We start from the raw sequence: 16,279 nt of genomic DNA, 5'->3' as shown, positions 1-16,279 counted from the left end.
AGGAGAACCGTGACTGAAGTTACCGAACAGCGCAGCCCTGCCACGACGGCAGAGAAGCTCGCAGAGCTTCGCCGAAAGCTGGAGCTGGCAGCCGATCCCGGTGACGAGAAGGCCAAGGCGCGGCGCGACAAGAAGGGCATTCCGTCGGCCCGCGCCCGCATCCACGCGCTCGTCGACCCGGGCAGCTTCTTCGAGATCGGCGCGCTCGCCAAGACGCCCGGCGACCCGAACGCGCTGTACGGCGACGGTGTGGTGACCGGCCACGCCACCATCGACGGCCGCCCGGTCGCGGTGTTCAGCCATGACCAGACGGTGTTCCAGGGCTCGGTCGGCGAGATGTTCGGCCGCAAGGTCGCCAAGCTGATGGAGTGGGTGGCCATGGTCGGCTGCCCGATCATCGGCATCAACGACTCCGCCGGCGCCCGCATCCAGGACGCCGTCACCTCGCTGGCCTGGTACGCCGAGCTCGGCCGCCGCCACGAGATGCTGCGCGGCACGGTGCCGGAGATCTCGATCATCCTGGGCAAGTGCGCCGGTGGTGCGGTGTACTCGCCGATCCAGACCGACCTGTTGGTGGCGGTGCGCGACCAGGGCTACATGTTCATCACCGGCCCGGACGTCATCAAGGACGTCACCGGCGAGGACGTGACCTTCGACGAGCTCGGTGGCGCCGACATCCAGGCGCAGCGCGGCAACATCCACAAGGTCGTCGAGGACGAGGCCGCCGCCTTCCAGTACGTCCGTGACTACCTGAGCTTCCTGCCCGCCAACACCTGGGACGACCCGCCGATCGTCAACCCGGGCCTCGAGCCCGAGCTGACGCCGAGTGACTTCGAGCTGGACAAGATCGTGCCGGACGCCGACAACGCCGGCTACGACATGCACGACATCCTGCTGCGCATGTTCGACGACGGCGACATCTTCGAGATCGCCGACCAGCGCGCTCCGGAGATGATCACCGCGTTCGCGCGGGTCGACGGCAGGCCGGTCGGTGTCATTGCCAACCAGCCGCTGTTCATGGCGGGCGCGATCGGCAACGAGGCCTCGGACAAGGCGGCCGGGTTCATCCGGTTCTGCGACTCCTTCAACCTGCCTTTGGTTTTCGTCGTTGACACCCCTGGCGCCCTGCCGGGTGTCGCCGAGGAGACCGGCGGCATCATCAAGCGCGGTGGCCGCTTCTTCAACGCCATCGTCGAGGCCGACGTGCCGAAGGTGACGTTCGTGATCCGCAAGGCCTATGGCGGTGGTTACGCCGTCATGGGCTCGAAGCAGCTGTCGGCCGACCTCAACTTCGCCTGGCCGACCGCACGCATCGCGGTGATCGGTGCCCAGGGTGCGGCGCAGCTGCTGGTGAAGCGCTTCCCCGATCCGAATGCGCCCGAGGTGCAGAAGATCAAGGCGGACTTCATCGAGGGCTACAACGCCAACATGGCGATTCCGTGGACCGCGGCAGAGCGTGGCTACATCGATGCCGTGATCCAGCCGCACGAGTCCCGGCTGCTGCTGCGCAAGTCGCTGAAGTTGTTGCGCGACAAGCAGAAGCACGACCGCATCGCCCGCAAGCACGGCCTGACGCCACTCTGATTCGCGCGAGCTGACTCAAATGTCCCCCGACACACAGTGTTTGGGGGACATTTGCGTCTGGTGGCCGATGTTTGCGATGGGGCCGTCGTGGGTAGTGCCAGACCGTCAGCGACGGTCGTCGCAGGATGACACTCTTCGTACCAAGGTGGTTGACGCATGGCATTGACGGAATCGCGTGCCGGTCAGGCTCGAAGCGGCGAAGCGGTGACCGACACCGATGCCGGTGTGCTCCCGCCGGTCCCGGCCCGAACGCGTCGGGCCTTCTGGTGGCTGGAGCGGTTTGCGCCCGCGATCGGAGCGCGCTGGGCCACCGAATTGTGGTGCACGGTTCCGGACGTCGACCTGAGCACCAAGATGCCGCCCGGTCTGCCGGACAGCGCGCCGTTTGAAGCGTCGTGGGACGGCCACCGCATTGCCGGGCAGTCGTGGGGTTCGGGCCCGTTGGTCTACCTGGTACACGGCTGGGGCGGGTGCCGGGCGCATATGGCGGTTTTCGTCAAACCCCTTGTCGCGGCGGGGTATCGGGTCATCGCGTTCGACCTCCCAAGCCACCACGATTCGGAGCCGGGGGCACTGGCGCCGGGCCGCACCACCATCGTCGAGTGCGCGGAAGCAGTGCGGGCCGTCATCGCTCAGCACGGGCCGGCGCACGCCGTAGTCGGTCATTCGCTGGGTGCAAAGGCGGCGGCGCTGGCCGCGGCGCGCGGTGCGCAGACGGGGCGCTTGGTGTTCCTCGCCCCGATGGGCGACTTCACCTGGTACCTGGACGCTTTCGCCGAACGCCACAACTTCGGGCCGCGGATCCGGGACCGCCTGCACCGGCGCCTGGACCGACGGCTCGGCATGCCGCTGCTGGGCACCGACATCACCGCGTCGGCCAAATACGCCGGCGACCGGCCGCTACTGCTCATCCACGATCCGGATGATCCGGACAGCCCCTACTCGTCCAGTGTCGAGATCGCAGAGGTGTGGCCTGGCGCGCGGCTCGAGACCACGAAGGGCCTGGGCCGGCTGGCCCACTACCGGATTCTGCGGCATCGCCCGGCGATCACCGCCGGCGTCGACTTCATCGGGACACCCTAGGCGCTGCCGAAATTGGCGAGCCGTGATGTTCGCGCGGCGGATGCGAATTCGACCCGCCGCGCGAACATGAGGGCCAGGTTCTCTATTGAGTTGTCAAGGTGCGCAATGCTTTGCGTGTTAGGCGGCTGTGTCGAGGTGCATGGTGCGGCGGTTGTATGCGGGGATGGGTTTTCGGTGTGGGTCGACGGCCGCGGGTGGGATGAGCCAGGGGTGTTTGTCCAGGCCCATGACGACGTCCCAGCCGTCGTGGTGGACGTTGGCGTGGCAGGCTGGGCACAGCAGGCAGCCGTTGGCTAGTGAGGTCTCACCGTGGTGGGTCCAGTGGATGATGTGGTGGGCGTGGGTGCGTCCGGGTGGGGCGCCGCATTTGATGCAGCATTCATCGCGGTGATAGAGCGCTTTGCGTAGGTGCGCCGGGAACAGGCGTTTCTCGCGCCCCATATCGAGGGGTACGTGTTCGCCGTCGACGATCATGGTGGTGACGGTGGTGTCGCAGCAGATTCGTTCCAGGGTCATGGTGCTGATCGATCCGATGAATTCCAGTGTGGCCAGGTCGGGGGCGTCGGCGGGCACGGTGATCAGCAGTTGGGTGCGCGGCGCGGACGCGGTGTCGCCGCCGCGGGCGGCGATGTCCAGCACCGCTTCCAGCGCGTCGGCCCGCCGCCTGCCCGCCGTGCGGGTGTCGGGGGTGCCGTCGGGTTCTGGCCGCGGTGCCGAGTGTTCCTCGATCGCTGCGACCAGCTTGGCGCCCACCTCCACGTCCAAGTCCGCGCGCACCTGCACCCGACCATCGGAGGTGACGCGGTGCTCGACGGTGTTGACCGACCGATCCTCGGCGGCCGGCAGGCCCCCTTCGGCGGCGGCGACCCGGTTGCCCAGCCGGCGGGCGCGTTTGTCGATGTCTGCGGGGGTGGCGCCGGAGAAGAACTGCCCCAACAGATCGGTCACCTGCGCGAACCGGGTCTCCTCGTCCACCTCACCGGGTGCGCGGGCTTGGATGTGGTTGATGCCTTTGACGATCGCATCCACATGCTCACCGGAGATCGCCCCATCGCGAGCGTGCGCAGCGAGGGTCGGCAACATTGGCAACGCGCCGCCGACACGCACCAGTCGCTGTGCCACCGACGGGGCACACCCCAACGCCATCAACACCTCCCGCGACGTCCGTCCCTGCGCGGCCGCGACCCCGCGGCGATCCAGCACCCCGGTCACCATCGCTGCCAGATGATCGATCACATTGCGCAGCTTCACCACGTACGGCAGCGCCTCCAGAATGTCGCCCGCGGGCATGTCGTCGGGGACCTGCACGCCGCGGAGGGTGTCGAGGCTGGTGGTGAGTTCCGGTGCGATTCCCATAACACACTATATCGAACATATGTTCGACTCGCAACGGTGGGTTTTCGCATTTTTGTGGTGAGGTCTCAGGACACCGGCGAGCGCGGCCGACGGTTGCCGGGCGTAGGCCGGGTGCGGGTCGGTGTATTCGGCGAGGACCTCACCGAGTAGGCCGGTGATGATGGTTGACTCGCCCGGCGGTGATGGCCAGAGCCCGTCCGAAGGCGTGGTGTACGTCGATTTTGTAGGCGGCGGAATCGCGCGTGAGGGTTGTCTGTGGAAGGGGATCTACCGTTCCGGGCACCGCCTCCGGTTTGTTACCGCGCTGATAAGAAATCCGGGGCGCACGGCCGCGGCAATGTGACGGGTGACGCACACCGGCTGCTGCGCGTCAGTCCTGACGGGCGAATCTTCGCAGGTAGAAACCACGATGCCGAAATCGCGTCTGTTTCAGGACATGACAGCCCTGTTAACGCGGTCGCACAGGCTCAGAGGGGTTCTGTGCGTTCTTTTGACAGTCGTTCGGCCGGTTCTAGCCTCATGTTTCGACGGCTCGAAAGGAGGGCTTTGTGGCCGAGTTGGCAGGAAGCCCGGCGACGTCCGGCGATGCGTTGTTGCGACTGTCCAAGTACTTTCACCGCGGCGAGATCTCCGGGGACCAGCGCACGATCCACAAGGTCGGCGGGCGCTCGGCGGACGACTTCTATCGCGACCGCTGGGCCCACGACAAGGTGGTGCGCTCCACGCATGGCGTCAACTGCACCGGTTCGTGCTCGTGGAAGATCTACGTCAAGGACGGCGTGATCACCTGGGAGTCGCAACAAACCGACTACCCGTCGATCGGCGCCGACAAGCCCGAATACGAGCCGCGCGGCTGCCCTCGTGGCGCGTCCTTCTCCTGGTACACGTATTCGCCTGCGCGCGTGCGTTATCCGTACGTCCGGGGTCTCCTGCTCGACTACTACCGCGAAGCCAAGGAACGGTTGCAGGACCCGGTGCTGGCCTGGGCCGACGTCGTCGAGGACCCGGTGAAGGCCAAGGCCTACAAGTCGGCGCGCGGCCGCGGCGGCTTCGTCCGCGCCGAGTGGTGGGAGGCCGCCGAGATCGCCGCGGCCGCCCACGTCTACACCGTCAAGACCTACGGCCCGGACCGTGTCGCGGGCTTCTCACCGATTCCCGCCATGTCGATGGTGAGTCATGCCGTTGGGGCACGGTTCATTTCGCTCATGGGCGGGTCGATGCTGTCGTTCTACGACTGGTACGCCGACCTGCCGGTGGCATCGCCGCAGGTGTTCGGTGACCAGACCGACGTCCCCGAATCCGCCGACTGGTTCGACGCCGGCTACCTCATCATGTGGGGCTCGAACGTCCCCGTCACGCGCACGCCCGACGCGCACTACATGACTGAGGCGCGCTACCGCGGCCAGAAAGTCGTTGTGGTGTCGCCGGATTACGCCGACAACACCAAGTTCGCCGACGAATGGCTGCCGGCCCACCCGGGCACCGACGCCGCACTCGCGATGTCGATGGGCCACGTAATCCTCAAGGAGTTCTTCGTCGAGAAGAACACCCCGTACTTCACCGACTACGTCAAGAAGTACACCGACCTGCCGTTCCTGGTCGCTCTGACCGAGCGTGACGGCCGGTTGGTGCCCGGAAAGTTTCTCACCGCAGCGGATCTCGGCGGCGAACACGCGGACACGGAAGCCGCGGTCTCCAAGCCGGTACTGCTCGACGCCGACGGCACCCCGGTGGTGCCGAACGGGTCCCTGGGCCACCGCTTCACCGCCTCCGGTGAAGGAAAATGGAACCTGGACCTGCAGGGGGTCGACCCCCTCCTCACGCTGCACGGTGGCGCCAATGATGTCGCTACCGTTGCACTCCCTCGGTTCGATACCGACCAGCCCGGCGTCCTGGAACGCGGGGTCCCGACCAGAATCGTTGCGGGACAGTGTGTCACCACGGTCTTCGACCTCATGCTGGCCCAGTACGGCGTGGCCCGTGACGGTCTGCCGGGCACTTGGCCCGCCGGCTACGACGACGCCACCGAGCCCTACACCCCGGCGTGGCAGCAGGCCATCACCGGCGTGCCGGCGCAGGCCGCGGAGCGTATCGCGCGCGAATTCGCCGACAACGCAGAGCGTTCCAAGGGCCGCTCGATGATCCTCATGGGTGCCGGCACGAATCACTGGTTCCATTCGGATCAGATCTACCGCTCGTTCCTGTCTCTTGTGATGCTCACCGGCTGTCAGGGCGTCAACGGCGGCGGCTGGGCACACTACGTCGGCCAGGAGAAGTGTCGTCCGGTAACAGGCTGGGGGACACTGGCATTCGGGCTGGACTGGCAGCGCGCACCGCGCCAGATGCAGGGCACCGTTTTCTGGTACCTGGCCACCGACCAGTGGCGCTACGACAGGTTCACCACCGAGCCGATGACCTCACCGCTCGCCACCGGCACGCTGGCGGGCCGCACCGCTGCGGACAACATCGCTCTCGCGAGCCGGCTGGGCTGGATGCCGAGTTACCCGACGTTCAACCGTAATCCGCTGGATCTGGCCGACGAAGCCGAGCGTCAGGGTAAGGACGCGGCGCAGCATGTGCTGGACGGCCTGAAGTCCGGGCACCTGCAGTTCGCCTGCGAGGACCCGGATGCTCCGGAGAATTTCCCGCGCTGCCTGACGGTGTGGCGGTCGAACCTGTTGGGCTCGTCGGCGAAAGGCAACGAGTACTTCCTCAAGCACCTGCTGGGCGCCGACAACAACGTGGCGGCCAGTGATGAGGACGGCGTACATCCGCAGGATGTGCGCTGGCGCGACGAGGCACCGGCAGGGAAGCTGGATCTGTTGCTGTCCTTGGACTTTCGCAACACCAGCACGACGTTGTACTCGGATATCGTGCTCCCGGCCGCGACGTGGTACGAGAAGCACGACCTCTCGAGTACCGACATGCATCCTTTCGTCCACGCCTTCTCGCCGGCCATCTCGCCGCCGTGGGAGACCAAGACCGACTTCGACGCCTTTCACCGGATCGCCCGCGGCTTCTCCTGGCTCGCCGAGAAGCACCTGGGTAAGCGCAAGGACATCGTCGCGATGCCGCTGGCCCACGACAGCTCCGACGCCACCGCCCAGCCCGGCGGAAGGGTCCTGGACTGGAAAGCCGGTGAATGTGAACCAATTCCGGGCAAGACCATGCCGCGCCTGGTGACGGTGGAACGCGACTACCCGGCGTTGGCCGACAAGATGGCCGCGCTCGGCCCCCTCGTCGAAACGCTGGGTCTGACGGTCAAGGGCGTCACCACCCACCCCGATGCCGAAGTCGAGTACCTGGCCGGCGTCAACGGAGTGTCCGATCGTGGCGTCGCGGCGGGACGACCGTCGCTGGCCAAGGACACGCACGCGGCCGAAGCCATCCTCGCGCTGTCCGGCACCACCAACGGCCGCCTGGCGGTGGAGGGCTTCGAGGCGCTGCAGCGTCGGACGGGAACCGAACTCGTCGACCTGGCCGCGGAGAACGAAGGCAAGCGAATCACCTTCGCGGACACCCAGTCCCGGCCCATGCCGGTCAACACCTCGCCGGAGTGGTCGGGGTCCGAAACCGGTGGCCGGCGCTATTCACCTTTCACCATCAACACCGAGCGGCTCAAGCCGTGGCACACCCTCACCGGGCGCCAGCACTTCTATCTCGACCACGACTGGATGGACGAGATGGGGGAGCAGTTGCCGACGTTCCGCCCGCCGTTGGACATGACCGCATTGTTCGACGAGCCGGCCGTCGGTGACACCAGTGGTGGCATCACCGTCCGCTACCTGACACCGCACTCCAAGTGGTCCATCCACTCGGCGTACCAGGACAACCTGTACATGCTCACGCTTTCCCGTGGTGGACAGGCGATCTGGATGTCGGATGTCGACGCCGCCAAGATCGGGGTGAAGGACAACGACTGGATCGAGTGCACCAACCGCAACGGTGTGGTGAACGCCCGCGCGATCGTCAGCCACCGGATGCCCGAGGGCCTGGTCTTCATGTACCACGCCCAGGACAAGGCGGTCGACGTGCCGCGTACCGAGAAGACCGGCAAACGCGGCGGTATTCACAACGCCCTGACCCGCATCATGATCAAGCCCACGCACTTGATCGGCGGCTATGCCCAGCAGTCCTTCGCACTGAACTACCACGGCCCCACGGGTAATCAGCGCGACGAGGTGACGACGATCCGTCGCCGTTCGCAAGAAGTGGAGTACTGACCTATGAGAGTCATGGCGCAACTTGCGATGGTGATGAACCTCGACAAGTGCATCGGCTGTCACACCTGCAGCGTCACCTGCAAGCAGGCGTGGACCAACCGCAGCGGTGTCGAATACGTCTGGTTCAACAATGTGGAAACCCGCCCCGGACAGGGCTATCCGCGCCAGTACCAGGACCAGGAGCGCTGGAAGGGCGGGTGGACGCTCAACAAGCGTGGCAAGCTCACGCTCAGATCGGGCTCGCGGTTCAAGCGGCTGCTGAACATCTTCGCCAATCCGGACCTGCCCACGGTCAGCGACTACTACGACCCGTGGACGTACGACTACGACAACCTGCTGTCGTCGCCATTGATGGACACGACGCCCGTGGCCCGGCCCAAGTCGCTGATCACCGGGCAGGACACCAAGGTCACCTGGGGCGCCAACTGGGACGACGATCTCGGCGGCGGACCCGAGCAGGTGGGCCGGGATCCGTTGCTGGCCAAGGTCGAAGAGGTCACCCAGAAGGTCAAGCTCGAATTCGAGCAGACGTTCATGTTCTACCTGCCGCGGATCTGCGAGCACTGTCTGAACCCGGCGTGTGCCGCGGCGTGCCCGTCGGGCGCCATCTACAAGCGCGCCGAGGACGGCATCGTCCTGGTGGACCAGGACAAGTGCCGCGGCTGGCGCCAGTGCGTCACCGGCTGCCCGTACAAGAAGATCTACTTCAACCACAAGACCGGCAAGGCCGAGAAGTGCACCTTCTGCTATCCCCGTGTCGAGGTGGGTATCCCGACGGTCTGCTCCGAGACGTGCGTCGGCCGGCTGCGGTACATCGGTGTGATGCTCTACGACGCCGACAAGGTGCTGGAAGCGGCGTCGGTCACCGATGACAAGGATCTGTATCCGTCGCAGCTCGGGGTGTTCCTCAACCCGCACGACCCGCGCGTGGTCGCCGAGGCCGAGCGCGCCGGCATCTCGCCCGAATGGATTGAGGCTGCGCAGAATTCACCGGTCTACCGGCTGATCGTCGATTACCAGGTGGCGCTGCCGTTGCACCCGGAATACCGCACCATGCCGATGGTCTGGTACGTCCCGCCGTTGTCGCCGGTGGTGGACATCCTCAAGGAAACCGGCCACGACGGCGAGAACAAGAACAACCTGTTCGGCGCCATAGACACGCTGCGGATCCCGATCGAGTACCTCGCCGAGCTGTTCACCGCGGGGGAGGTCGGGCCCGTCCGGGCGGCCTTGCAGCGACTGGCCGCCATGCGCGCCTACATGCGGTCGGCCAACCTCGGCGAGGAGTTCGACGAGACCATCCCCGAGTCGGTGCGACTCACCGGCGAGGAGATCGAGTCGATGTACCGGCTGCTGGCCATCGCCAAATACCAAGACCGATACGTCATTCCGAGCGGTGCGGGTTCCGACGCGCACCGACTCGACGCGATCGCCACCGGCTGCAGCCTCGACGGTGACGGTGGTCCGGGAATGTCGGCCTTCGACGCGATGGCCGACAAGTTCCACCTCGTCGACACCAACAGTGCTGTGCCGAAGGACGATCCGACACGGGTCAACCTGCTCAACTGGGACGGCCGCAGCCCCGACGGGCTGGTGCCGAGCCGATGAAGCTCCTGTCCCTGGGGCGCCGGACGGCGACCGGTCCGGACCTGTCCGAGCACCAGCAACGGCTGGTATGGCGCATCACGGCGCTGTTGCTCGACTACCCGACCGCCGAAACATGCGCCCTCACCGACGAACTGGCTGCGGCCGCAGGTGAACTGCCGGAGCCGATCCGCACTCACGTGACCGACTTCCTGTGGTACTTCTGCGAGACCAACGCCACCGAGCGCGCCACCCGGTACGTCGAGACGTTCGACATGCGCCGACGGGCGAGCCTGCACCTGACGTATTACGCCTACGGCGACACCCGCAAGAGAGGGATGGCGCTGCTGCGGTTCAAGCACGCCTATCGGCAGGCGGACATCACCATCGGTGACGAAGAGCTGCCCGACTACCTGCCGCTGGTGCTGGAATTCGCCGCCACCGTCGACCAGGCGCGCGGTGAACGACTCCTGGCCGAGCACGTGCCGGTTCTCGAGCTGTTGCGGCTGTCGTTGCAGGACAGCGGTTCTCCGTATGCCGACCTGCTGGCCGCGGTCCTGGCGACCCTGCCGCCGATCAACACCGCCGATCGTCGGCGCATCACTGAACTCGCCGCCGACGGCCCGCCAGAGGAGGACGTCGGCCTGGACCCGTTCGGCATCGATCCGATGATGATGGATCCCGCCATGACTGGAGGCAGACGATGACCAACCTCTTGTGGATGACGTTGCCGTACATCGCCTTCACGTCGTTCGTGTTGGGGCACATCTGGCGCTACCGGACCGACCAATTCGGCTGGACCACAAGGTCATCGCAGATCTACGAGAGCCGACTACTGCGGCTCGGCAGCCCGCTGTTCCACTTCGGCATCCTCGGCGTGCTGGGCGGACACGTCGTCGGCCTGCTCATCCCGGAATCGTGGACTTCGGCTATCGGCATTTCCGAACACACCTATCACTTGATGGCGATCGGGATGGGTGCGCCGGCGGGGTTCGCGGTGATCGCCGGCGCCGCCATCCTGCTGTACCGCCGTACGACGGTGCCCGCCGTACGCGCTGCCACCACCGTCAGTGACAAGCTCATGTACCTGCTGCTGGTCGGCGCACTGGTCACCGGCATGGTCAACACCCTGGGCAACGTGGTGTCGGCATACAACTACCGGGAGACCGTATCCCCTTGGCTGCGGAGTCTTTTCACTCCGCACCCGACGCCCGAATTGATGTCGACAGCGCCCCTGTCCTTTCAGGTGCACGTGCTCATCGTCCTGACGCTGTTCGGCATCTGGCCCTACACGCGGCTGGTGCACATGTTCAGCGCCCCGGTCGGGTACCTGGTGCGGCCGTACGTCGTCTACCGCAGCCGGGACCCGCAGCGCGCCAGCAACAGTCGCTATGCGAAGGCCTGGGTGACGCCGCAGGCGCCGCCTCCTCGCAGTCGCTGGGTCTAGGTCCTGCTGCTGCGTCGACGCCTCACACGATGACACGCCGGCGGGTGAGTGAATTGTCACCGCCGGGTCATCGCTCGGAGCCTCGGGGAAACATGAAAATTCTAGGTTTGCAACATGTTTCGATCTCGAACCATTACTGACTGGGACCCCGAAGACATCGTTGCCTGGGAGGCCGGTAACAAGAATGTCGCCCGGCGGAACCTGATCTGGTCGGTGATCGCGGAGCACATCGGGCTCTCGGTCTGGACCATGTGGTCGGTCATGGTGCTGTTCATGCCGCAGTCCGTGTACGGCTTCACCGCCGGGGACAAGTTCCTGATGGCTGCCACCGCGACTCTCGTGGGTGGCTGCCTGCGCATCCCGTACACGATGGCGACCGCGACCTTCGGTGGCCGCAACTGGACCGTCTTCTCCGCGCTCGTGCTCTTCGTTCCGACGCTGGGCAGCATGTGGCTGCTGGCGCATCCGGGGCTTCCGTTGTGGCCGTATCTCGTGTGTGCGGCACTCGCCGGTCTCGGTGGTGGCAACTTCGCGTCGTCGATGACCAACATCAACGCGTTCTACCCGCAGCGACTCAAGGGCTGGGCGCTCGGAATCAACGCCGGCGGAGGCAATCTCGGTGTGCCGGCCATTCAGGTGGTGGGCCTGCTGGTGATCGCCGTCGCGGGTAACCGCGCACCCCACTGGGTGTGCGCGATCTACCTGGTCCTGTTGGCTGTCGCCGCGATCGGTGCCGCGTTGTTCATGAACAACCTTGCGCAGCACCGAATCGACTCCGGGGCGATGCGTGCCATCCTGACCGAGCCGGACACCTGGAGCATCGCTTTCCTGTACATCGGGACGTTCGGCTCGTTCATCGGCTTCTCGTTCGCCTTCAGCCAGGTCCTGCAGATCAACTTCGTCGCCGGTGGCCAGAGTGCCGCGCAGGCGGCGCTGCACGCGGCTCAGATCGCGTTCGTGGGTCCGCTGCTCGGTTCGGTGGCCCGGGTCTACGGTGGCAAGCTCGCCGACCGCATCGGCGGTGCCCGGGTGACCGTGGCAGCCTTCGCCGGCATGATCGTGTTTGGCGCACTGCTGATTTCGGTGTCGACCTACCACGACCACACCGGCGGTGCCGTCGACGCGGCCAGCCTGACCGGTTTCATCATCGGCTTCGTCGCGCTGTTCATCTTGTCGGGTATCGGCAACGGTTCGGTTTACAAGATGATCCCGTCGATCTTCGAGGCCCGCAGCCACTCGGTGGTGGGCAGCAAGATCGACCGGCAGAACTGGTCCCGCGGGATGTCCGGCGCCCTCATCGGCTTCGCCGGTGCCATCGGCGCGCTGGGAGGTGTGGGCATCAACCTGGCGTTGCGGCAGTCCTACCTGTCGAGTGGTTCTGCCACCGCGGCGTTCTGGGTGTTCGTCACCTTCTACATCGCCGCCCTGACGCTGACCTGGACGCGCTACATCCGGACCCCGCTGCCTGTAATCGAACCCGCCCAGCCGGCCGAAGCGGTCGGCGTGGCCTGAGTCGGCCGTCCGGTCAGTTGCTGTGCGGGTCAGCAGAGTTGAGAACGGCCACCGCATGGTCGTACTCACCGCGCACTTCGGCATAGCGTAAGAACTTGACGTTCTCGACCTGGATCTCATCGGCAGCCGGCTGGTTCTCGAGGATCTCGACGACTTCGGTCACGAACTGCTCGAGCGGCATGGCCCACTCGCTGTCGCGCTGCCCGGGCACCAGGTCGGTCCGGACCGCGGGCGGCTGGAGTTCCTTGAATTCCACCGGGGAACCGGCGAATTGCAGCCGCAGCGTCTCGGTCAGCAGGTGGATGGCAGCTTTGGAGGCGTTGTAGCTCGGAGTCACCTTAAGCGGGGTGAATCCCAGCCCTGACGACACGGTGATGACAGTGGCAGCGGGTTGGGTCTGCAGATGTTCGATGAATGCGGCGATGAGCCGGATCGTGCCCAGCACGTTGGTGTTGATGGTCGATTCTGCTGCAGCCAGGAAGCTCTCCGGTGCGTGCCAGTCTTCGATCTTCATCACCCCGGCCATGGTGATCACCACGTTCAGATCGGGATGCTCGGCCAGCACCTGAGTGGCCACGGCCTGGATGCTGTCGGGGTCCGCGGTGTCGATACGGACCGCATCGATCCCGGGATGTTCGGCGGTGATCTGGCGGAGCAGCTGTTCGCGTCGGCCACCGATGATGACGTTGTTTCCTTTGTCCCGCAGAGCGATTGCCAACGCGAGGCCGATGCCGCTCGTGGCACCCGGGATGAAAATGGTGTTGCCGGAAATCTTCATGGCTCCAAGCCTGCTCGCGCGCCGCCCATTTGTCACATGCATATCTATGATGTTTGGCATGCTCACGACGCATACCGAGCGGGCAGACTTGAATCTGCTGACACCATTGGTCGCACTGCTCGAGGAACGGCAGGTATCGCGCGCGGCGTCCCGAATCGGGCTCAGCCAACCTGCCATGAGCCGCGCCCTGCAGCGGCTGCGCAGACTGCTCGATGACCCGCTGCTGGTTCGCGATCCGGACGGATTCCGGCTGTCGGCCCGTGCCGAGGACATTCACCGCCAGCTCACCACGCTGATACCGCTGCTCGAAACCCTCCTGGCGCCAGCGGAGTTCGATCCCGGCGCGTCAACGCAGCCGGTCCACATCGCCGGGAGTGACTACGCTGTCCACACCTACGGCCCTGCCATCGCACGCTTGATCCGATCGCAGTCACCTGGCACGACAATACGTTTCCGCAGCTGGCGCCCCGACGGGATCGAGGATCAGATCCGCCGTGGCGCGGTCGATCTGGGGCTCTACGGGGGCCACACGCCGGACGATCTGAACGCCACTCAGCTCGTCACCGAGCACTTCAAGTGCGTTGTATCCGAAGGGCATCCGCTGGCGGCGCGAGGCGCGATAACCCTTGAGGAGTATCTCGAGTTCGGCCACGTGGTCGTGGACGTGGCGGATGGGGTGCAGCCCGATATCGATTACCGCATCGCGGAGCTGGGCAGGGTCCGCCGGGCGGTGGTCACGGTGCCGTATCACACCGCGACGCTTCCGATGCTTCATGGAACCGATTTGGTGGCAACACTTCCCGGTCGATTTGTCGACGCTTGGATCGCCGGCTCTGAACTACGCCTGCTGCCCGCGCCGGCCGAGATCGCGACGATGCCCTACCGGATGATCTGGCATCCTGCGTTCGAACTCGATCGTCGCCACCAGTGGCTGCGGGAGTGCGTGCGCAGTGCCGTCACCGACCACGAGTGAGTTCAGTGTTCCCGGCGGTGTGGCGCTATTCCTATTCACCGCTCGCAGCAGCCAGTCCGGCGCGTCGGGCCTCCCGGCGCTTCGACGTACTCAGGTTTCCGGCCGCGCGCGGATCTGAAATACCCAGCGCAGCAAGACGTTCGGATTCAGATACGCCACCCCAGATGCCGTACGGCTCGCCGGACAGCAGTGCAAAGGCGGCGCACGGGGCCTTCACCGGACATTGGCGACAAATCTCTTTGGCGCGTTGTTCGCGTTGTCTACGCGCCCGGCCCCGTTCGTTGTCGGGGTGAAAGAAGACGCTGGAATCCATTGAGCGGCAACGGGCAGACTCCTGCCATTCCCATTCGTCGGCCACCGGCCGGATCGCCGGTGCGGGCAGTGGCAACGCGGTTCGCTTCCCGATCATGTTCTACCTCCTGCTTCCTACTCGGTTGTTGGTCATGCGGTGACCCGTTGGCCTTTACCGACGACCGTCACCCCGCCGTCGGAGATGACGAAGCCGCGTGCCCTGTCATGCTCCTTGTCGACGCCGACCTGGGCGCCGGCCGGAATCACGACGTTCTTGTCGACAATGGCGTTGCGGACCAAGGCATGTGCGCCGATCACGGTGTTGTCCAGGATCACCGAGCGGTCCACCGTGGCGTGCTCCTCGACGCGAACACCAGGTGACAGGACCGATTCTCGGACCAGCGCGCCGGAGATGATCACGCCGTTGGAGATGACGCTGTTGACGGCGCGGCCGACCCGGTCGCCATCATCGTGGACGAACTTCGCCGGTGGGTGGGGCGGAATGTGCGTCAGGATCGGCCACGCGCTGTTGTACAAGTCGAAAGCCGGGACCACGGCGCACAGGTCCATGTGGGAGTCGTAGTAGGAGTCCAACGTTCCGACGTCGCGCCAGTAACCGCTGTTCTCGGCATGGGTGCCCGGGACCTGGTTGCTCTGAAAGTCGTAGACCTGGGCGCGGCCCTGTTCGACCATCATCGGCATGATGTCGCCACCCATGTCGTGCTTGCTGAACTCGTCGGCGGCGTCGGCATGTAGCGCATCGATGAGTACCTCGGTCGAGAAGACATAGTTGCCCATCGAGACGAACGATTCGTCGGGGGCGTCGGGTAGGCCCGGCGGGTCGCTGGGTTTCTCCAGGAACGCCTCGACCTGCCGTCCGTCGCCCGCGGTTTTGATCACGCCGAAGGCACTCGCCTCGCCACGCGGCACCCGGATTCCGGCGACGGTGGCGCCGGCGCCACCGTCGAGGTGCTGCTTGATCATCTGCCGCGGGTCCATGCGGTACACGTGATCGGCGCCGAAAACCGCAACGAGATCGGGCTTTTCGTCGTGAATGAGGTTCAGTGACTGGTGGATGGCGTTGGCCGAACCCGTGTACCACTGCGGGCCCAGACGCTGTTGGGCGGGTACGGGAGTCACGTAGTTGCCGAGCAGGCTGCTCATTCGCCACGTCGTGGTGATGTGGCGATCGAGGCTGTGGCTCTTGTACTGCGTGAGGACGGCGATCCGCAGTACGCCGGCGTTGACCAGATTCGAGAGCGCGAAGTCGACGAGTCGGTACAGTCCGGCGAACGGCACCGCGGGCTTGGCTCGGTCGAGTGTCAGTGGGGACAGCCGTTTGCCTTCGCCTCCGGCCAGGACCAGACCGAGGATTTTCGGATCGGCCATGTGCATTCTCCTTCTGGGCAGCGGGCGACGGCTGGTGAACTCATGGATTGGCGAAAGTT

Annotated in this window: 12 protein-coding genes; 8 read left to right on the top strand and 4 right to left on the bottom strand. The window is 65.6% G+C overall.

Annotated features, from left to right (window positions below):
- Window positions 1–9 precede the first annotated feature (9 nt).
- Together VXD91_RS09535 and VXD91_RS09530 are read left to right on the top strand one after the other, a co-directional pair.
- A complete protein-coding gene (locus VXD91_RS09535) occupies window positions 10–1,584 on the top strand; it encodes an acyl-CoA carboxylase subunit beta (RefSeq protein WP_346415258.1) in 1,575 nt (524 codons plus the stop codon).
- A 156-nt stretch (window positions 1,585–1,740) separates the two neighbouring features.
- On the top strand, window positions 1,741–2,667 hold the full coding sequence (locus tag VXD91_RS09530) for an alpha/beta fold hydrolase (RefSeq protein ID WP_346415257.1): 927 nt from the start codon (window positions 1,741–1,743) through the stop codon (window positions 2,665–2,667).
- A 117-nt stretch (window positions 2,668–2,784) separates the two neighbouring features.
- Here VXD91_RS09530 and VXD91_RS09525 read toward each other — a convergent pair whose 3' ends face one another.
- Window positions 2,785–4,023: a DUF222 domain-containing protein gene (locus VXD91_RS09525; protein ID WP_318983982.1), complete on the bottom strand. Its 1,239-nt coding sequence runs from the start codon at window positions 4,021–4,023 to the stop codon at window positions 2,785–2,787.
- 548 nt (window positions 4,024–4,571) lie between these two features.
- On the opposite strand from VXD91_RS09525, the gene VXD91_RS09520 reads away from it, so the two are divergent.
- The 5 genes from VXD91_RS09520 (at window position 4,572) to VXD91_RS09500 (ending at window position 12,789) form a co-directional block, all read left to right on the top strand.
- A complete protein-coding gene (locus tag VXD91_RS09520) occupies window positions 4,572–8,246 on the top strand; it encodes a nitrate reductase subunit alpha (RefSeq protein ID WP_346415256.1) in 3,675 nt (1,224 codons plus the stop codon).
- 12 nt (window positions 8,247–8,258) lie between these two features.
- On the top strand, window positions 8,259–9,854 hold the full coding sequence (gene narH / locus VXD91_RS09515; RefSeq protein ID WP_346415255.1) for a nitrate reductase subunit beta: 1,596 nt from the start codon (window positions 8,259–8,261) through the stop codon (window positions 9,852–9,854).
- Window positions 9,851–10,537, top strand: coding sequence for a nitrate reductase molybdenum cofactor assembly chaperone (gene narJ / locus VXD91_RS09510; RefSeq protein WP_346415254.1), 687 nt, complete (start codon window positions 9,851–9,853; stop codon window positions 10,535–10,537). Before narH ends, narJ begins: the two co-directional genes overlap by 4 nt.
- The gene (gene narI, locus VXD91_RS09505; RefSeq protein WP_212807517.1) at window positions 10,534–11,277 is read left to right on the top strand and encodes a respiratory nitrate reductase subunit gamma; all 744 of its coding nucleotides are present in this window, start codon (window positions 10,534–10,536) and stop codon (window positions 11,275–11,277) included. The genes narJ and narI overlap by 4 nt, the downstream gene beginning before the upstream one ends.
- A 114-nt stretch (window positions 11,278–11,391) precedes the next feature.
- Window positions 11,392–12,789 carry a nitrate/nitrite transporter gene (locus tag VXD91_RS09500; protein WP_346415253.1) on the top strand — a complete coding sequence of 466 codons (1,398 nt, stop codon included), beginning with the start codon at window positions 11,392–11,394 and terminating at the stop codon, window positions 12,787–12,789.
- Between the two features lie 13 nt (window positions 12,790–12,802).
- Here the strand turns inward: VXD91_RS09500 and VXD91_RS09495 are convergent, their stop codons facing one another.
- A complete protein-coding gene (locus VXD91_RS09495) occupies window positions 12,803–13,567 on the bottom strand; it encodes an SDR family NAD(P)-dependent oxidoreductase (protein WP_346415252.1) in 765 nt (254 codons plus the stop codon).
- Between the two features lie 46 nt (window positions 13,568–13,613).
- Here VXD91_RS09495 and VXD91_RS09490 point away from each other — a divergent pair, with 46 nt between their 5' ends.
- The gene (locus tag VXD91_RS09490) at window positions 13,614–14,540 is read left to right on the top strand and encodes a LysR family transcriptional regulator (RefSeq protein ID WP_346415251.1); all 927 of its coding nucleotides are present in this window, start codon (window positions 13,614–13,616) and stop codon (window positions 14,538–14,540) included.
- Between the two features lie 31 nt (window positions 14,541–14,571).
- Here the strand turns inward: VXD91_RS09490 and VXD91_RS09485 are convergent, their stop codons facing one another.
- Window positions 14,572–14,949, bottom strand: coding sequence for a WhiB family transcriptional regulator (locus VXD91_RS09485; protein ID WP_212807511.1), 378 nt, complete (start codon window positions 14,947–14,949; stop codon window positions 14,572–14,574).
- A gap of 32 nt (window positions 14,950–14,981) precedes the next feature.
- On the bottom strand, window positions 14,982–16,226 hold the full coding sequence (gene glgC, locus VXD91_RS09480; RefSeq protein WP_244872733.1) for a glucose-1-phosphate adenylyltransferase: 1,245 nt from the start codon (window positions 16,224–16,226) through the stop codon (window positions 14,982–14,984).
- Between the last annotated feature and the right edge of the window lie 53 nt (window positions 16,227–16,279).

Source organism: Mycobacterium sp. SM3041, from assembly GCF_039668335.1.
GTDB lineage: Bacteria > Actinomycetota > Actinomycetes > Mycobacteriales > Mycobacteriaceae > Mycobacterium.
Note: the sequence above shows the minus strand (reverse complement) of the source record. Positions and strands in the feature narration are given on the sequence as shown.

Bases quoted from the DNA above. Each gene is read 5' to 3' on its own strand.
- VXD91_RS09525 (WP_318983982.1), bottom strand. From the start codon at position 4,023: ATGGGAATCGCACCGGAACTCACCACCAGCCTCGACACCCTCCGCGGC.
- glgC (WP_244872733.1), bottom strand. From the start codon at position 16,226: ATGCACATGGCCGATCCGAAAATCCTCGGTCTGGTCCTGGCCGGAGGC.
- narH (WP_346415255.1), top strand. From the start codon at position 8,259: ATGGCGCAACTTGCGATGGTGATGAACCTCGACAAGTGCATCGGCTGT.
- VXD91_RS09495 (WP_346415252.1), bottom strand. From the start codon at position 13,567: ATGAAGATTTCCGGCAACACCATTTTCATCCCGGGTGCCACGAGCGGC.
- VXD91_RS09485 (WP_212807511.1), bottom strand. From the start codon at position 14,949: ATGATCGGGAAGCGAACCGCGTTGCCACTGCCCGCACCGGCGATCCGG.
- narJ (WP_346415254.1), top strand. From the start codon at position 9,851: ATGAAGCTCCTGTCCCTGGGGCGCCGGACGGCGACCGGTCCGGACCTG.
- narI (WP_212807517.1), top strand. From the start codon at position 10,534: ATGACCAACCTCTTGTGGATGACGTTGCCGTACATCGCCTTCACGTCG.
- VXD91_RS09530 (WP_346415257.1), top strand. From the start codon at position 1,741: ATGGCATTGACGGAATCGCGTGCCGGTCAGGCTCGAAGCGGCGAAGCG.
- VXD91_RS09500 (WP_346415253.1), top strand. From the start codon at position 11,392: ATGTTTCGATCTCGAACCATTACTGACTGGGACCCCGAAGACATCGTT.
- VXD91_RS09490 (WP_346415251.1), top strand. From the start codon at position 13,614: ATGATGTTTGGCATGCTCACGACGCATACCGAGCGGGCAGACTTGAAT.